At 65.9% G+C, this 15,788-nt stretch carries 14 protein-coding genes; 8 read left to right on the forward strand and 6 right to left on the reverse strand.

Annotated features, from left to right (window positions below; all coding sequences use genetic code 11):
• Positions 1-23: 23 nt before the first annotated feature.
• Entirely contained in the window at positions 24-1,064 is a 1,041-nt protein-coding gene (locus AC3WJR_RS16280; RefSeq protein WP_492726056.1) for a hypothetical protein, read from the forward strand.
• Positions 1,065-1,074: 10 nt separating this feature from the next.
• A complete protein-coding gene (locus tag AC3WJR_RS16285; RefSeq protein ID WP_492726057.1) occupies positions 1,075-1,773 on the forward strand; it encodes a hypothetical protein in 699 nt (232 codons plus the stop codon).
• A 14-nt stretch (positions 1,774-1,787) separates the two neighbouring features.
• Here the strand turns inward: AC3WJR_RS16285 and AC3WJR_RS16290 are convergent, their stop codons facing one another.
• Complete coding sequence (locus AC3WJR_RS16290; protein ID WP_354279384.1) at positions 1,788-3,047, reverse strand: aspartate kinase; 1,260 nt, start codon at positions 3,045-3,047, stop codon at positions 1,788-1,790.
• A 54-nt stretch (positions 3,048-3,101) separates the two neighbouring features.
• Between AC3WJR_RS16290 and ubiG the strand changes: the two genes are divergently transcribed.
• Positions 3,102-3,842, forward strand: coding sequence for a bifunctional 2-polyprenyl-6-hydroxyphenol methylase/3-demethylubiquinol 3-O-methyltransferase UbiG (gene ubiG, locus AC3WJR_RS16295; protein WP_492726059.1), 741 nt, complete (start codon positions 3,102-3,104; stop codon positions 3,840-3,842).
• A 310-nt stretch (positions 3,843-4,152) separates the two neighbouring features.
• Here ubiG and AC3WJR_RS16300 read toward each other — a convergent pair whose 3' ends face one another.
• Together AC3WJR_RS16300 and AC3WJR_RS16305 are read right to left on the reverse strand one after the other, a co-directional pair.
• Positions 4,153-5,694, reverse strand: a complete 1,542-nt coding sequence (locus AC3WJR_RS16300) for an ABC transporter permease/substrate-binding protein (RefSeq protein ID WP_492726061.1) — start codon at positions 5,692-5,694, stop codon at positions 4,153-4,155.
• Positions 5,691-6,488, reverse strand: coding sequence for an ATP-binding cassette domain-containing protein (locus tag AC3WJR_RS16305; protein ID WP_492726063.1), 798 nt, complete (start codon positions 6,486-6,488; stop codon positions 5,691-5,693). Before AC3WJR_RS16305 ends, AC3WJR_RS16300 begins: the two co-directional genes overlap by 4 nt.
• A gap of 158 nt (positions 6,489-6,646) precedes the next feature.
• Here AC3WJR_RS16305 and AC3WJR_RS16310 point away from each other — a divergent pair, with 158 nt between their 5' ends.
• Positions 6,647-7,432 carry an SDR family oxidoreductase gene (locus tag AC3WJR_RS16310; protein ID WP_492726065.1) on the forward strand — a complete coding sequence of 262 codons (786 nt, stop codon included), beginning with the start codon at positions 6,647-6,649 and terminating at the stop codon, positions 7,430-7,432.
• A 65-nt stretch (positions 7,433-7,497) separates the two neighbouring features.
• Here AC3WJR_RS16310 and ppa read toward each other — a convergent pair whose 3' ends face one another.
• The 3 genes from ppa to AC3WJR_RS16325 form a co-directional block, all read right to left on the reverse strand.
• On the reverse strand, positions 7,498-8,070 hold the full coding sequence (gene ppa, locus AC3WJR_RS16315; RefSeq protein ID WP_354278628.1) for an inorganic diphosphatase: 573 nt from the start codon (positions 8,068-8,070) through the stop codon (positions 7,498-7,500).
• 57 nt (positions 8,071-8,127) lie between these two features.
• Positions 8,128-10,053, reverse strand: coding sequence for a M61 family metallopeptidase (locus AC3WJR_RS16320; protein WP_492726067.1), 1,926 nt, complete (start codon positions 10,051-10,053; stop codon positions 8,128-8,130).
• A gap of 106 nt (positions 10,054-10,159) precedes the next feature.
• Entirely contained in the window at positions 10,160-10,810 is a 651-nt protein-coding gene (locus tag AC3WJR_RS16325; protein ID WP_492726069.1) for a DUF1345 domain-containing protein, read from the reverse strand.
• A gap of 134 nt (positions 10,811-10,944) precedes the next feature.
• Between AC3WJR_RS16325 and hisS the strand changes: the two genes are divergently transcribed.
• The 4 genes from hisS (at position 10,945) to AC3WJR_RS16345 (ending at position 15,735) form a co-directional block, all read left to right on the forward strand.
• Positions 10,945-12,192 (forward strand): histidine--tRNA ligase, encoded by a 1,248-nt coding sequence (gene hisS / locus AC3WJR_RS16330; RefSeq protein ID WP_492726071.1) that lies wholly within the window; start codon positions 10,945-10,947, stop codon positions 12,190-12,192.
• A gap of 43 nt (positions 12,193-12,235) precedes the next feature.
• Complete coding sequence (prfA, locus tag AC3WJR_RS16335; protein WP_354278624.1) at positions 12,236-13,309, forward strand: peptide chain release factor 1; 1,074 nt, start codon at positions 12,236-12,238, stop codon at positions 13,307-13,309.
• Between the two features lie 244 nt (positions 13,310-13,553).
• Positions 13,554-14,372: a peptide chain release factor N(5)-glutamine methyltransferase gene (prmC, locus tag AC3WJR_RS16340; protein ID WP_492726205.1), complete on the forward strand. Its 819-nt coding sequence runs from the start codon at positions 13,554-13,556 to the stop codon at positions 14,370-14,372.
• 256 nt (positions 14,373-14,628) lie between these two features.
• The gene (locus AC3WJR_RS16345; RefSeq protein WP_492726073.1) at positions 14,629-15,735 is read left to right on the forward strand and encodes a DUF4167 domain-containing protein; all 1,107 of its coding nucleotides are present in this window, start codon (positions 14,629-14,631) and stop codon (positions 15,733-15,735) included.
• The last annotated feature ends 53 nt before the right edge of the window (positions 15,736-15,788 follow it).

Below are 15,788 nucleotides of genomic sequence, written 5' to 3' on the forward strand. Positions count from 1 at the left end.
CTTCCAACATCTCGGAGGATTCCATGACAACGAACTATACAATCTACCTGGTCAACCAGATGAATACCGAACAGAATTTCTGGTTGTTTCTGACCCCGCCGCAGGAACTGGCCGGCGACCCGAACGTCTACGCGAATTCCAGCGTGTCACTGGACATCGACCCGAACGATCCCTCGACCAACTCCTTCACCGTACCGGTGCAATATGTCGTCGCAGCGGGTGCCAGCAACAACGCGGTCGGGCTGAACGTACAGATCAATTCGTCGATCTCGCAGAACAGCGACCTGACCCAGACCTGGGATGCGGTTTATGCCAACGTGCCGCCCAACAAGGGCCCAAAGCTGACGCTGGACGCAGCGTCTTCCCCCGCAAATACGATCAAGATTTCGACCAACCCCTTCGATCAGGCCAGCAACGAAGCACTAAATTGGTATGCGAGCCAGTCGTTCGGTATTCAGACGATGGCCGGGTTCATCGGTATGACATGGTCGCCGACGCCAAATCAAAGCCGTACGCTTACACCCCAACTGAAATTCTATGTCAGTGCCGGGACCTACGGCGAATCGACGCTGGCCGACTGGACGCAGGTCAGCAACGATGCTGCGCAACTCTCCGTCCCGTCTTCGTTCAGCAACTTTGCAGCGACGGTGACGCTGCTCAACAACGGAACTTGGCGCGTCACCCCCGGCAAGCCGACCAGCGTCGCGCTGCTCGACGACCTGTCGCTGCTCACGTCAGCGCGCGTTCGCGAACTCACCGCCATAGCCTATCTGTCCGACGGATCAGTCCAACAGGACCAAGTCACGGCTGTGAAATGGTCCGGTTCGAGCGCGGATCTCGCTGCCGCGGAAGATACGATCCTGAGCGGCACGATCACGGTGCTGACGGCGCTCGCCGCAGGATTCGTCTATTTCACGATGAGCGGCGTTACCTTCAACATCACCAGCAGTACCGCTGGCGCAACCACCGTCAATTTCACCTATAACGGAGCGATGTCCGCGCAAGCGGTCAAGGATATCGTCGTAGCGGGTGCAAACGCGATCTTCCATTCGCAGAAAGCATAGGCGGCGCGCGATGGTCACGGCGGCTGGCGCAGATACGATGGGCCAGCCGTTCGCCATCACGCCGGCCGACCGGGCAGATGCCCGCCGCCGCTTTCCGCCAGTAACCGCGACGTCGACCGTCGCGGTTACTGGCGGAACGTCGGATACCACCGTCGAGATCGTTGCGGAGGTGGACTATGCGATTCCGCTCGTCGCAACCTTCGCCGCCGCGAGCCCCATCCCGCCTTCGGGGCAGCAGATGGTCGCGGCGCTGCAAACCGTCGACACCAAGGTTTACATCGATTTCAACCGGGATCTGCCGCTGTGGTGGTTCGCCGCCGCCTACAAGACGGGTGACATCGCGGCGAACACCGCGGCCTGCGCGTATTCCAGCGATGCCGACGCGTTCAGCCTTGCGCTGACCCCGTCGATCACCGTCACACACGACAGCGCCGGCTGGACGATGCCGGTCTATGACGGGACGCAATATGCCGTCACCGTTGGTTTCGGGCTTGGTACCAGCCTCGTCTTCTTTGCCTACGCCGTGCCCACCAGCCCCAATGCCACCCTATTGGTCAAGGCAGGCGGCTATGGGCTTGCTCAGTCGAGCGGCACGCAGAAGATCGGCGACCCCGTTACCAGCAGCCAGAAAGCGTGGACGATGCCGCTTGGAGGCGCATATCTCCTGACCTTCGACTCCACCGGCACGGGAACGCTGACGACGACTTGAGCCTGCACGCGTCGTCAGGCGGCATCCTCGGCGTCGAGTCCGTACGCCGTGTGCAGCACGCGTACCGCGAGTTCGGTATAATCCTCCTCGATCAGCACCGAGACCTTGATCTCGCTGGTCGAGATCGCCTGGATATTGATCCCGCGCTCGCCGAGCGTCGAGAACATCGTCGAGGCGACACCCGCATGGCTGCGCATCCCCACGCCGACGACCGAGATCTTGGCGACGCGCGTGTCATGCACCAGCTCACCGAAGCCGATTTCGCCGCGCCCCTGGTTGAGCACCTCGATCGAACGCGCAAGGTCGGCGGCGGGTACCGTGAAGGTCACGTCGGTCGAGCGTGCGGCGTGCGCGATATTCTGGATGATCATATCGACGTTGATATTGGCAGCCGCGAGCGGCGCGAAGATCGCCGCCACCGCGCCGGGCTTGTCGGGCACCGCGATCAGCGTGATCTTGGCTTCGTTCTTGTCGTGCGCGATGCCGGTGATGAGCTGGCTTTCCATATCGTCGATCTCCTCTTCGCCCACGATCATCGTGCCGGGTAATGTGTCCGCCATCGGCGCGTCCTCGCCGGTGAAGGACGACAGCACCTGGACGCGCACGCCTTCCTTCATCGCAAGACCGACCGAGCGGGTCTGCAACACCTTCGCGCCGACGCTGGCGAGTTCCAGCATCTCCTCATAGGTGACCTTCTTGAGTTTCCGCGCGCGCGGCACGATCCGTGGGTCGGTCGTGTAGACGCCATCGACGTCGGTGTAGATGTCGCAGCGGTCCGCCTTCATCGCCGCCGCCATCGCGACCGCCGACGTATCGGAGCCACCGCGCCCGAGCGTGGTGACACGGCCGTCGGCATCGACGCCCTGGAACCCCGGGATCACCGCGACCTCGCCCGCGGCAAGGCTCGCGTCGAGCGCGGCCATGTCGATGTTCTCGATCCGCGCGGAGGCATGCGCATCCGACGTCGCGATCGGCAATTGCCAGCCGAGCCAGCTTCGCGCGGGAACGCCCGCCGCCTGCAATGCGATCGCGAGCAAGCCCGAGGTGATCTGCTCGCCCGCCGAAACGACGACGTCATATTCCTTGGGATCGTAGAGCGACGACGCCTCGCGGCAGAAGCCGACGAGCCGGTCGGTCTCGCCCGCCATCGCCGATACGACCACCGCAACCTGGTTGCCTGCCGCGACTTCGCGTTTCACCCGCGCAGCGACCGAACGGATCCGTTCGATTCCGGCCATCGAGGTGCCGCCGAATTTCATCACGATACGCGCCATGATCTGGGTCACGAAGTCCTTGGGGTGCGGGGGCCGTCCTGATAGGAAGCGGACATGGATAGCGCAACCGTAACGTCTGTAACCACTATCGACCCGGCCGAGGCCAAGCACTTCGGCACGATGGCGGCCGAATGGTGGGATCCCAAGGGCTCGTCCGCGATGCTGCATCGGCTGAACCCGGTGCGGCTGGGGTATCTCCGCACGCAGATCGACGCGCACTGGCATGGCGACGAGACGGGCTTCACGCCTTTGGCGGGGAAGCGCGCGCTCGACGTCGGCTGCGGTGCGGGGCTGCTGTGCGAACCGCTCGCGCGGCTGGGGGCGGACGTCACCGGGCTCGATGCGGCGGCGGAGAATATCGCGGCGGCACAGATCCATGCGGCGGCGTCGGGGCTTTCGATCGACTATCGCACGGGAAGCGTCGAGGATCTCGCCGACGCGACCTATGATCTCGTCACCAGCCTAGAGGTAATCGAGCATGTCACCGATCCGGCAGGCTTCGTCGCGGGCCTCGCGCGCGCGCTGGCGCCGGGCGGGCTGCTCGTGCTGTCGACCCCCAACCGCACCGCGTTGTCGCGCCTCGCGCTGATCACTTTCGCCGAGGGCAGCGGAACGATCCCGCGCGGGACGCACGACTGGAACAAGTTCCTGACACCAGACGAGCTGACGCCACTGGTCGAGGCGGCAGGTCTGCGCGTCATCGACGTGCGCGGGCTGGCGTTCTCGGTGGCGAAGGGCTTCGTGCTGAGCGACGACACCAGCCTCGATTACTTCGTGACCGCTGTGCGCGGCTGAGGGGGGCAGGACGCCCCCCCACCTCCGTCATCACGCGTAAGCGGGGGCTCTGCACAACCGTCCGTCATCCTGAACTCGTTTCAGGATCCAGCCATCCGCGAGTCCGGATTGTGCCTGTTGCGCGGTGGATGCTGAAACAAGTTCAGCATGACGGCAGCTTTTGGTGCGCGCGGTGACGATCAAACCTCCGATTGCCTTCGTGCAGAGGTCTTGCGAAGGCGGGAATCCATTAGCGCGTCGCCCTACCATTGCCACCTTCAGCCAGTATGGATCCCCGCCTCCGCGGGAATGACGGGGGTGGGGTTAAGCGTCACCGCCCCACCCCGATCTTCCGCCCCAGCCACCGCGCCGCCGCCTCGGGCGATTCCTTCGCATCGTCCCGGTCCACCCGGTAATTCGCCGCGCGCATCGCCTCGACCGACACGCGCCCGATCAACGGCTGCACCGCCGCCAAAAACTTCGCGTCACGCGCATGCGCCTTCCCTACCAGCACGATCGCATCATACCCCGGGATCGCCCCGCGCGGATCACTCAGCACGGTCAGATGCTGCGCCGCGATCCGTCCGTCGGACGAGAACGCCGAGATCACATCCGCCTGCCCGCTCTCCAGCGCGCGGTACATGAAGGTCGGGTTATACGCGCGCGCGCTGGCGAAACGGATCGGATAGGCGCGCTGGATCGCGACCCATTCGGGGCGTTCGAGAAACTCGAGGTCCGAGCCGAACTTGAGCTGCGGCCCCGCGCGGACGAGATCGTCGAGCGACGCCACCCCCAGCTTGCGCGCCGCATCGCCCTTCATCGCAAAGGCGTAGGCGTTCTCGAACCCGAGCGAGCCGAGCAGTTTCACGCCCGACGTCTTTGCGCTCCATGCGCCGATCGCCGCGACCATCGCCGCGCGCGGGGGTACGTCGCGGCGCTTCATCTCGTTCGCCCAGATCGTGCCCGCATAATCGACGTAAATGTCGATCGCCCCCGTGCCGACCGCGCCGTAGATCACCGCCGACCCAAGCCCGTCGCGATAGCGCACCGTATAGCCCGCCTGCTCCAGCCGATCGCCGATCAGCCGCGCCAGGATATATTGCTCGGAAAAGTTCTTCGCGCCGATCGTGATGACGCTCCCGCCCGTCGGCCACAACGGCGCAAGCGCGAGGAGCACGCCCGCGATCAGCACGCCCCCCGCCCCCAGCGCGACACCACGCCGCCGCCGCGCGATCGACCGTTCGATCAGCCCGAGCAACGCATCCACCGCCAGCGCCAGCGCCGCCGCGCTGAAACACCCCGCCAGCACCAGCGCCCAGTTCTGCGTCTGGAGCCCCGCGAAGATCATGTCGCCGAGGCTCGGCTGGCCGACCGTGGTCGACAGCGTCGCCGCGCCGATCGTCCACACCGCCGCGGTGCGGATTCCCGCCATCAGCACCGGCGCGACCAGCGGGGCCTCGACCAGCCGCAGCTTCTGCCACGGCGTCATCCCGACCCCGTCCGCCGCCTCGATCACTGCGGGGTCGATCCCCGCCAGCCCGGTCACGCCGTTGCGCAGGATCGGCAGCACCGCATACAGTGACAGCGCGAGCAGCGACGGCAGGAACCCCAGCGCCGGAATCCCCCCGCCGACCAGCCCGGACAGGAACAGCAGCAGCGGATAGAAGAGCGCGAGCAGCGCGAGGCTCGGGATCGTCTGGACGAGGCTCGCTACCCCGAGCGTGACGCGCGCGACCCGCGGCGACCGCCCCGACCAGATCGCGAGCGGCAGGCTGATCACCAATCCCAGCGTCAAAGCGGCTGCAGACAGCAGCAAATGCGCTGAAAGCAGGTCGGGAACGCGCGTCATCGCGTCGAAAAACGGGCCATTCATGCTGCGTTTCCGGCCGGTTCGGCGGCAAGGGTGCGCATCCGCGCCGCCTGATCGCGCGGCACCGCGACCAGCGCCTGCGCCACCGCCCCGCCCGCGCCGCCGAGCAGCCCGCGCGGCGTTTCGTCCGCAACGATCCGCCCGGCGTCCATCACCAGCACGCGGTCCGCGAGGATCAGCGCCTCTGCCATGTCATGCGTCACCATGATCGTGGTCAGCCCGAGCCGATCATGCAACGCACGGATTGCGTGGCCCAATTGATCGCGCGTGACCGGATCGAGCGCGCCGAACGGCTCATCCATCAGCATCAGCCCCGGCGCCGTCGCGAGCGCGCGCGCGACGCCGACGCGCTGGCGTTGCCCGCCCGACAGCGCATCGGGCAGCCGCGTCGCGAAATCCCGCGGCAGATCGACCAGATCGAGCAACTCCCCGACGCGCGCTCCATCGTGCTTGCCGCCAGCCAGCCGCACCCCGATCGCGATGTTCTCGGCGACCGTCATGTGGGGGAATAGTCCAATGTTCTGAAAGACATAACCGATCTTGCGGCGCAGCATCGGGGGAGGCTCGGCGGCAACGTCGGCGCCGGCGATGCGTGTGCAACCTTCGCTTGGTTCGATCAGCCGGTTGATCATCTTGAGCAGCGTCGATTTGCCCGATCCCGAGCTCCCGACCAGCGCCACGAAGCTCCCGCCCGCGATCTCGACCGAGACGCCATAGACCGCGGTCGTTCCGCCGGGATAGCGTTTGGTGACGGCCTCGAACGTAACCGTCGGGCCGGGGGATTGGGTCTGTGCCATCAGGTCGCTTGTGCGGGACGGTGCCACAGGCGTCAAACCCGTAGCGGAGGGACGGGGGAAGGGATTGCGGCATCGGGCTTGTCCCGCGGTCCACCATGCCGCAAACCCCTGCTGAGAATCCGGCACGAGCCGGGCCCAAGGGAGGGGTGCAAACAGCGATGCAACAGGCGATCTTCATCACCGGCGGCGGCTCCGGCATCGGCCAAGCGACCGCGAAACTGTTCGCCGCGAAGGGCTGGCGCGTCGGGCTCGCCGACGTCAACCGACAAGGGCTCGCCGAGACCGCCGCGATGCTGCCGCCCGGCATGGCCGAGACTTACGCCATGGACGTCCGCGACCGCGACGCCTGGGTCGCGAGCCTCGATGCGTTTACCGCCACGACCGGGGGCCGGCTCGACGTGCTGTTCAACAACGCCGGGATCGGCACGGGCGGCCCGATCGCCGAGATGCGCTTCGAGGATCTCGACCGCGTCGTCGCGATCAACCTCGTCGGCGTGCTCAACGGCGCGAAGATCGGCTACGCCTATCTGGCGCGGACGCAGGGATCGTGCCTGCTCAATACCGCGTCTGCCTCGGCCATCTATGGCAGCTCAGGCCTGCCGGTCTATTCCGCGACCAAGTTCGGGGTGCGCGCATTGACCGAGGCGCTCGACGGCGAATGGTACGGGGCAGGGATCAAGGTGCGCGACATCGTGCCGAGCTTCATCGACACCCCGTTGCTCCATGCGCCCGCAGGCAACAGCAACCAGTCGATTCGCGAGGTCGTCACCAACGCGGGGCTGGAACTCACCGGGGTGGATGCGGTTGCGCAGGCGGCATGGGACGCGGTGCATGGCGACCGGGTCCACACTTTCGTCGGCAAGACCGCGGACCGCATGGCGTTCGCGGCGCGCTGGTTGCCGGGGCGGCTGCGCAAGATGATGCGCCGGGGCGTGACGGGCTAAGCACCGGCGGCACCAAACCCGTTTCAGCCCGTCGTCGCGCCGATGGCGGCGACGGGCCGATGGCGTCAGGCGTCGACGTCCATGCCGGGGGCCGGATCGCCCGCCTTCTTGGCTTCTTCGTAGCGCTCGATCGCTTCGATCACGACCTTGCGCGCCTCGTCACGGTCGCCCCACTTGCCGACGCGGACCCACTTCTTCTTCTCCAAGTCCTTATAGTGGGTGAAGAAGTGCTCGATCTGCTCGAACACGATCTCGGGCATGTCGCCACGCTCGCTGACGTTCGAATAATACGGGAAGGTCGAGTCGACCGGAACGCACACGAGCTTCTCGTCGCCGCCGGCTTCGTCTTCCAGGTTGAGCACCGCGATCGGCCGTGCGCGCACGACGCAGCCCGGGATGAACGGCGAGCGCGCAACGACCAGCGCGTCGAGCGGATCGCCATCGGGCGACAGCGTGTGCGGCACGAAGCCATAGTTCGCCGGGTAGCGCATCGGCGTGTGGAGGATGCGATCGACGAACAGCGCGCCGCTCGCCTTGTCGAACTCATACTTCACCGGCTCGCCGCCGGTCGGGACTTCGATGATGACGTTGAGGTCGTCCGGCGGGCTCTTCCCGACCGAGATCATGTCGATACGCATGGTGATTCCTGACTTGTTGATTTGGTTAAGGGTTAAGGAACGTTTACTGAGCCTCCCTTAGCGGGGCATCAGCAGACGATCCAGACCGCCCTCGCCGGTGCCGCTCTTCTGAAGCCGCGGATAGCGCAGCCCGTCGTGATAATCGATGTTGACAGACGTGATCGAATCGTTCGCCTTCACCAGCAGCACGATCGGCGTCTTGCTCGTTTTCGCTGCGGTGATCGCAGCTTTCAGCACGCTGTCCGAATAGGCCGTCCCGTTCACCGCGACGATGCTGTCGCCGACCGTGATCCCCGCCTTGAAGGCTGGGCTGTCCCAGCCGACGCCCGTCACGCCGCCGTCCTTGTTGAGCGTGGTGCCGATCGAATAGGTCAAGTCGGTCATCTTGCGCGACGCCTCGGCGTTCTTGAACGAAAGCGTCTGCTCCTCGGTATAGACGAGCTTGTACCCGTTGTTCTCGAATCCGGTGATCGGCGCGCGCGCGCCGGTTTCGGTGAGCCGCTTGGTGAGTAGCCCGGCCCAATCATAGGGCTGAATCGCCTGGAGCGTCTTCACCACGTCCTCAAACGTGTAGGTCACCTGACCATAATCGCCGTCCTTCAGCCCGAAGAACGCGCGGCCGAAATCGTCGATCGACTTCTTGCCGCCGGATTGCTTGCGGAGGATCGAATCGACCTCCATCCACACCAGCAGGCCCTCGTTGTAATAGTCCTCCGACCGCTGATAGCTCAGCCAGCCCTTGGGGCGGCGCTGCGAGATGACGGGGTCGTTGGTGGTATCGACCATGTCGCGCCACTCGCGGGCCGGACGGTTGTCGAGGCTGGCGAGGATCATCGCGTACATGTCCAGCGTGTCCTGTTTCGAGACGATTCCCGACCGCGCTTGCAGCACATACCCCCAGAACTGGGTCTGTCCTTCATACACCCACAGCAGGCTACCACGCATCGGCGTGCGGAAATCGGGGGTCCACAGGTCGGCGCCGCGGCGGAACTTGCCGTCCCAGCTGTGATTATATTCATGCGGCAGCAGGTTGCGCGATCCCGGGCCGTCGCTCCACTTGGTGAAATAGCCGGGCTTGACCCCATCTTCCGACGAGCGGTGATGCTCGAGCCCGATTCCGCCCATCAGGTCGGAGATCGACAGCAGGAATTCGTACGTGTCGTAATGCTGCGATCCGTAGAGCTTGACTGCCTGGTCGACGAGCCGCTTGTGCGCCGCGATCTGTTCGGGCGTCGCGGCGAGTTCGGCGGGGGTGTCGGCATAGACGTCGAGATTGACCCGCGGGCTGAGCGCCCACTGCTTGTAATAGCGCCCTGCGAGCACGGGGGAGTCGACCAGCACTTCGTAATTGGTCGGCGCATAGCTGTAGACCGCGCCGGCCGCCTTCGACGGCAAGCCCGACGAGGCGGTGAAGCCCGCAGGGTAAGTGACGGTCGCGGTGACCGGAATCTGGCGGGTGAAATAACCGGCCGGATAGAGGCTCATCGCGTTCCACTGGAGGCGCAGCATGTTGGGCGTCATCACCACCGACCCCTGGTCAGGCGCGGTGGCCGAGAGGAATTGCAGGTCGATGTCGAGCTGAGTTACGCCTGCGGGAATGTCGATGTGATAAGCGTAGACGTCGACCGGATCGCGCGTCCAGGCGAGTTCTTTGCCGCCGCCGCGGATGTGGACCCCGGCAAGCTTGTCGAGCTGGCCCGAGGGCGAATGGTTGCCGGGGAGCCATTTGGGGAAGAGCAGCGTCATCGGTCCGGCGGTGACCCCGGTGAGCGTTTCGCGCGTCTTGAAAATGCCCCGCGTCGTGTCGGTCGCATCGATCGCGAGCGTCATCGTGCCGGGGAAGGGCGTGTCCTTCGCGGCGGGGATGGTGTCGACAATCGGCACCGGCTGCGGCTTGGAATTCTGGACGTTCGAAGTCTGGGCGAAGGCGGTGGTGACGGTCGTGGACAGCAGCAGGGCGGTGAACGCGGCGCGACGGATCATGCAGGGGACTTTCCGAATAAGGCGCCGATCGCGACGCCAGGAGGGGTGGAGCAAAACTCGGCTGTTGCGGTGATTTAAGCGGGTAACGCGGCGCGCGTCCACCCCATCATCCACCGCTACTGCTGCCGCCCAGGACGTTGATCGTGAAGGCGAGCACGCCGATGTTGAAGACGAAGGCAGCAACGGAATGTCCCAGCACCGTCCGCCGCACCCGCCGCGACGAGATTTCGACGTCGGAGGTCTGGAACGTCATCCCCAGCGTGAAGCTGAAATAGAGGAAGTCCCAGTAATCGGGTTCGTCGCATTTGGGGAAATCGATCCCGCCGTGATCCTTGCCGTCGTCATCGTCGTCGGAATAGAAAAGATGCGCATAATGCATCGCATAGACGGTGTTCGAGAACAGCCACGCCACGACCAGCGTGCCGATGATCAGCAGCGTGCCGATCAAGTTGGTCTTGCCCTGCGTTTCCTTGAACACCGACGTCAGGATGACGAGCATCGTCAGCCCGGTCAGCACGAGCAGCCCCGCGCGATTGGCATCGTTGGCGGCGGCCTGTTTGCGCATCTGGCCCGCTTCGCCCCGGCGCAACAAGGGTATGACCGCGATCAGGAAGACCGTGCCCGCCACGTCGAACGCCGCCATCGTCCCGCGCCCCCAGCCGAGCGGCGGGATCGCGATGAATATGCCCGCCACGAACAACAGGGTGAACAGGACGAAGCGGGGTGGGGCAATCCGGTTGCCGATATCGAAGGCCATGGAGCGGGTGTTACAGAGCGTGTGCGCTACCGCAATGCCGCGGCGGCTACATGGCAGACTTGTCATCTTGCGGGGGCCCGCCCGCGACAAGTATCTGGCGCAACCGGTGACGCTCCCCTACAGGATCGCGGGTTATGGCCCGTATCGAAACCCCCAAGCGCATCCGCGGAACGCAGGACATCTTTGGCGACGAGCAGCGTCGCTTCGCCCGCGTGGTCGAGGCGTTTGATCGCGTCCGCAAGCTGTACTGCTTCCAGCGCGTCGACATCCCCGTGTTCGAGAGCACCGCGGTATTCGCGCGTTCGCTCGGCGAGACGACCGACGTCGTCTCGAAGGAAATGTACACGTTCGAGGATCGCGGCGGCGATTCGCTGACGCTGCGCCCCGAATTCACCGCGGGGCTGGCGCGCGCCTATCTGACCGAGGGGTGGCAGCAATATGCGCCGTTGAAGCTCGCGACGCACGGGCCGGTGTTCCGCTACGAACGCCCGCAAAAGGGGCGCTTCCGCCAGTTTCACCAGATCGATGCCGAGGTGATCGGCGCGGCCGAGCCCGCTGCCGACGTCGAGCTGCTCGTGCTCGCGGACCAGTTGCTGCATGAGCTCGGGATCGCGGATGGCGTGACGTTGCAGCTCAATACGTTGGGGGACGCCGAGACGCGCGATGCATGGCGCGCCGCGCTGGTCGCGCATTTCGAAGCGCACCGTGACGTGTTGTCGGAGGACAGCCTTGCGCGGCTCGACAAGAATCCGTTGCGCATCCTCGATTCGAAAGACCCGCGCGATCGCCCGGTCGCCGACAGCGCGCCCGATATCGATGCCTATCTGACGGATGAAGCGCGTGGCTTTTTCGATGCGGTGACGGCGGGGCTGGATGCGGCTGGCGTTGCCTGGACGCGCAACGCGCGGCTGGTGCGGGGCTTGGATTATTACCGCCACACCGCATTCGAATTCGTCACCGACCGGCTGGGCGCGCAAGGCACCGTGCTTGCGGGCGGACGCTATGACGGGCTGGTCGGGTCGCTCGGCGGGCCGGACACGCCCGGTGTCGGCTGGGCGGCGGGGATCGAGCGGCTGGCGATGTTGCTCGAGGAGCCTGCGGTCGAAGGCCCGGACGTCGCGATCGCGGTCGAGGACGATGCCGCGCTGGCGACCGCGTTTCGCGCGCTCAAGCTGTTCCGCGAGAATGGCCTCTCCGCGGAGATGGTCGCGACGGGCTCGCCGCGCAAACGCTTCGACAAGGCGGCGAAAATGGGGGCGAAGGTCGTCGTCGGGCTGCGGCTCGACGGGGATGCGCCCGTGTTCAGCACGCGCGCCGCGACAGATGTCCCGGAACATGAAACGGTAAAGACGCTGACTCAGCGACTGGTCGGAGCATGTTGACGCTTTCCTCGCTCGCTTCCCCGGCGAAGGGTATGCGCACCGCATGAGCTCCATCTCCCCCGAACGGATCGCGCAGATCGAGGCGCGGCGTGACGAATTGTCTGCGCTGATGGCAACGGGCGATCTCCCGTCCGACCGTTTCGTCGCGGTGTCGAAGGAATATGCCGAGCTCGAACCGGTCGCGCGCGCGGCGGGCGAAGTGCGGCGTTTGCGCGCAGAACTTGGTGTGCTCGCGGGCATGGAAGCGGACGAGGACCCCGAGATCAAGACGATGGCGCGCGAAGAGATCGAGGCGATCCGCGGCACGCTCCCCGATGCCGAGCGCGCGCTGTCGCTTGCGCTGCTTCCGCGCGACGCGGCGGACGAACGCGCCGCGATGCTCGAAATCCGCGCCGGCACCGGCGGCGACGAGGCCGCGCTGTTCGCCGCCGACTTGTTCCGCATGTACCAGCGTTATGCCGAGGGACAGGGGTGGAAGGTCGAGCTGATCTCCGCCTCCAGTTCCGAAAGCGGCGGCTTCAAGGAAGCGATCGCCTCTGTCGAGGGCAAGGGCGTGTTCGCCAAGCTAAAGTTCGAAAGCGGCGTCCACCGCGTCCAGCGGGTCCCCGCGACCGAAGCGCAGGGGCGGATCCACACCTCGGCGGCGACGGTGGCGGTGCTGCCCGAGGCGGAAGAGGTCGACGTCAAGATCGACGACAAGGATCTTCGGATCGACGTGTATCGCTCGTCGGGGCCGGGCGGGCAGTCGGTCAATACGACCGATTCCGCGGTGCGGATCGTCCACATCCCGACCGGGCTGGTCGTGATCCAGCAGGACGAGAAGTCGCAGCACAAGAACCGCGCCAAGGCGATGAAGGTCCTTCGCACCCGGCTGTACGAGGCCGAGCGTGAGCGGCTCCACACCGAACGCGCAGGCGCGCGCAAATCAATGGTCGGGTCGGGCGACCGGTCGGAGCGGATTCGCACCTATAATTTCCCGCAGGGGCGCGTCACCGATCATCGGATCAACCTGACGCTGCACCGGTTGCCGGAGATTTTGCAGGGGGAAATGGAAGAATTGCTTGGCGCCTTGATCGCGCAGGATGAAGCGGAGCGGCTGGCGTCGCTGGATGGCTGAGCCGGTGGATACGTCTAAGCACCTCCCCTTCAGGGGAAGGGTTGGGGTGGGGCCGTCCAGCACGCCCGACCTCGGCAGTCTCTGCGAGGCTCCCCCCACCCCCATCCCCTCCGCTGAAGGGGAGGGGCTAGAAGAAGACGCAGAGGGTAAGCCCCTCCCCCTTGGGGGAGGGGTTGGGGTGGGGCCGTCCAGCGCACCCGACCTCGGCAGTCTTCGCGACGCCTCCCCGCGAGGAGAGGGCAAAATCAGAACAGCGCTCGCCTCCGCCAGCCAACACCTCGCGACATTCAGCCACACCCCGCGGCTCGATGCCGAACTGCTGATGGCGCACGCGCTCGCCATCCCGCGCGAACGGCTGCTGCTCCATCATCTCGATGCCGCCGTGCCCGATACCTTCGCCCCGCTGCTGGCACGCCGTCTTGCGCAGGAACCGATCGCCTACATCACCGGCACGCGCGGCTTCTGGACGATCGAGCTCACGGTCGGCCCGGGCGTGCTCGTTCCCCGCGCAGACAGCGAGACGCTGCTCGACGCGGCGGTCGCACATTTTGCCGAAAGGCCGCCAGCCCGCATTCTCGATCTCGGCACCGGACCCGGAACGCTCCTGCTCGCGGCGCTCGCCGAATGGCCGGGCGCGACGGGGGTCGGGGTCGACCAGTCCGACGTCGCCCTGGGCTACGCCCGGCGCAACGCGGTCACGCTGGACCTGGCGGACCGCGCGACCTTCGCGTCGGGCAACTGGGCGGATGGCGTGACCGGGCGGTTCGACCTGATCCTCGCCAATCCCCCCTATATCGGGACGACCGAGGTCCTGCCGCGCGAAGTCGCCGAGCATGAGCCCGGCGCGGCGCTGTTCGCCGGAGCGGATGGGCTGGACGACTATCGCGCGATCGTGCCGCAACTCGCGGCCGTGCTGGGCGACGGTGGCGCGGCGATCCTCGAGATTGGCGCAACCCAGTCGGAACCGGTCACCGACCTGCTGGTCGAACACGGGTTTACGGTGACGCTCCGGAAGGATCTCGGCGGCAATCCCCGCGCGCTGGTCGCGACCCGGCAGCTATGAGCGATCGCACGCCAGTGCTAATATTCCGCTTGGAGAATGCGCCGCAAACCGCTATTGCAGCCCATAGGGGCTCGCATTTTCATCGTAACGTGTTGAAAATGGGCTGTTGCCCGCTCCCTTCGTCATGCAGTTGCCCGGTCCGGCGACGCTGGCAAGCGCACTTCGCCGATGGTCGGCGGTCGGTGCGCAAGGGGCATTTGCATCCATATTTCTGGAGCACGACCCGGTTGGTTTCCAAGGACAGGACAACAAGAACTTGATCAACAATCGTCAGGCCGGCCGCCGTCGCGGCCGTGGCGGGCAGCAACAGCGCTCGCAAGGTGGTGGCAATCCGGGCCGTCTCGATACCGGAAACCGGATCGACAATCGCGCCCGCGGCAATGCGGCGCAGCTGCTCGAGAAATACAAGACGCTCGCGCGCGATGCCCAGATGCAGGGCGACCGCGTCAACGTCGAATATTACCTCCAGTTCGCCGATCATTACTTTCGCGTGCTGGCCGAGACCCGCGCCCGGATCGAAGAGAATGGCGGCCCGGTCCAGCGCCGCATCCAGGGTGCCACGCTCGACGAGGACGACACCGAATTCGAGGACGAAGGCGAGCGTATCGCTCCCGCGGAACAACAGCGCGGCAGTCAGAACAGCTATCGTCAGGACGGGCGCCAAGAGGGTCGTCAGGAAAACCGCGATAGCAACCGCCAGGATGGCAACCGGTCGGATTCGCGCCAGGAGCCCCGTCAGGATACTGTCCGTCAGGAGGGCAACCGTCCCGACGTGCGGCAGGACACATATCGCAACGACAATCGCAGCGATGCCGATCGCGGCTATGCCCGCAACAGCACCCGTTCACTGGGTGATACCCAGAATGGCGCGACGGACTCGCGCGGAGGCGACGACCAGAACGAACGTCCGCGGCGGGCCTCGAACGGCAACGCTCAGGAGGACGGCGGTTACGATCGCCCCCGTGAGGATCGCCCGCGTGAGGACAGGAAGCGCGACACCGCACGCACAGAAGACCGCGCCCCGCGCGATGTGCGCAGTGAGGACGCTCCTTTGCCATCCGCAACGGAAGCGCAACCCGAGGCGATGGACGCCGTCGTGCTGACCCAGCCCGAAGCGAGCGAGCCACCCCGTCGGAGCCGTGGTCGCCCGCGGCGTGACGCAACCGCAGTCGCACCCGAGCCCGCTGCAGCAACCACCGACAGCGCCGATGAGGGGGAAGATAACGGCTTTTCTGCCGATCTCCTCCCGCCGTCGCTCAACGTGTCGGCGGTGACGCCCGGCGATGCGGATGGCGAAGCTGAAAAGCCGCGTCGTCGGCGCGGTCGTCCGCCGATCGTCCGCGAGACCGATCCGGTCGCTTGACCCCTAGTCGGGGGGGGGGGGGGGGGGGGGGGGGGGGGGGGGAGGGGGGGGGG

This window comes from Sphingomonas sp. FW306-05-A (assembly GCF_058782275.1).

Excerpts from the sequence above, each read along its gene's own strand:
- AC3WJR_RS16280 (WP_492726056.1), top strand. The coding sequence starts at position 24 with ATGACAACGAACTATACAATCTACCTGGTCAACCAGATGAATACCGAA.
- AC3WJR_RS16285 (WP_492726057.1), top strand. The coding sequence starts at position 1,075 with ATGGTCACGGCGGCTGGCGCAGATACGATGGGCCAGCCGTTCGCCATC.
- AC3WJR_RS16290 (WP_354279384.1), bottom strand. The coding sequence starts at position 3,047 with ATGGCGCGTATCGTGATGAAATTCGGCGGCACCTCGATGGCCGGAATC.
- ubiG (WP_492726059.1), top strand. The coding sequence starts at position 3,102 with ATGGATAGCGCAACCGTAACGTCTGTAACCACTATCGACCCGGCCGAG.
- AC3WJR_RS16300 (WP_492726061.1), bottom strand. The coding sequence starts at position 5,694 with ATGAATGGCCCGTTTTTCGACGCGATGACGCGCGTTCCCGACCTGCTT.
- AC3WJR_RS16305 (WP_492726063.1), bottom strand. The coding sequence starts at position 6,488 with ATGGCACAGACCCAATCCCCCGGCCCGACGGTTACGTTCGAGGCCGTC.
- AC3WJR_RS16310 (WP_492726065.1), top strand. The coding sequence starts at position 6,647 with ATGCAACAGGCGATCTTCATCACCGGCGGCGGCTCCGGCATCGGCCAA.
- ppa (WP_354278628.1), bottom strand. The coding sequence starts at position 8,070 with ATGCGTATCGACATGATCTCGGTCGGGAAGAGCCCGCCGGACGACCTC.
- AC3WJR_RS16320 (WP_492726067.1), bottom strand. The coding sequence starts at position 10,053 with ATGATCCGTCGCGCCGCGTTCACCGCCCTGCTGCTGTCCACGACCGTC.
- AC3WJR_RS16325 (WP_492726069.1), bottom strand. The coding sequence starts at position 10,810 with ATGGCCTTCGATATCGGCAACCGGATTGCCCCACCCCGCTTCGTCCTG.
- hisS (WP_492726071.1), top strand. The coding sequence starts at position 10,945 with ATGGCCCGTATCGAAACCCCCAAGCGCATCCGCGGAACGCAGGACATC.
- prfA (WP_354278624.1), top strand. The coding sequence starts at position 12,236 with ATGAGCTCCATCTCCCCCGAACGGATCGCGCAGATCGAGGCGCGGCGT.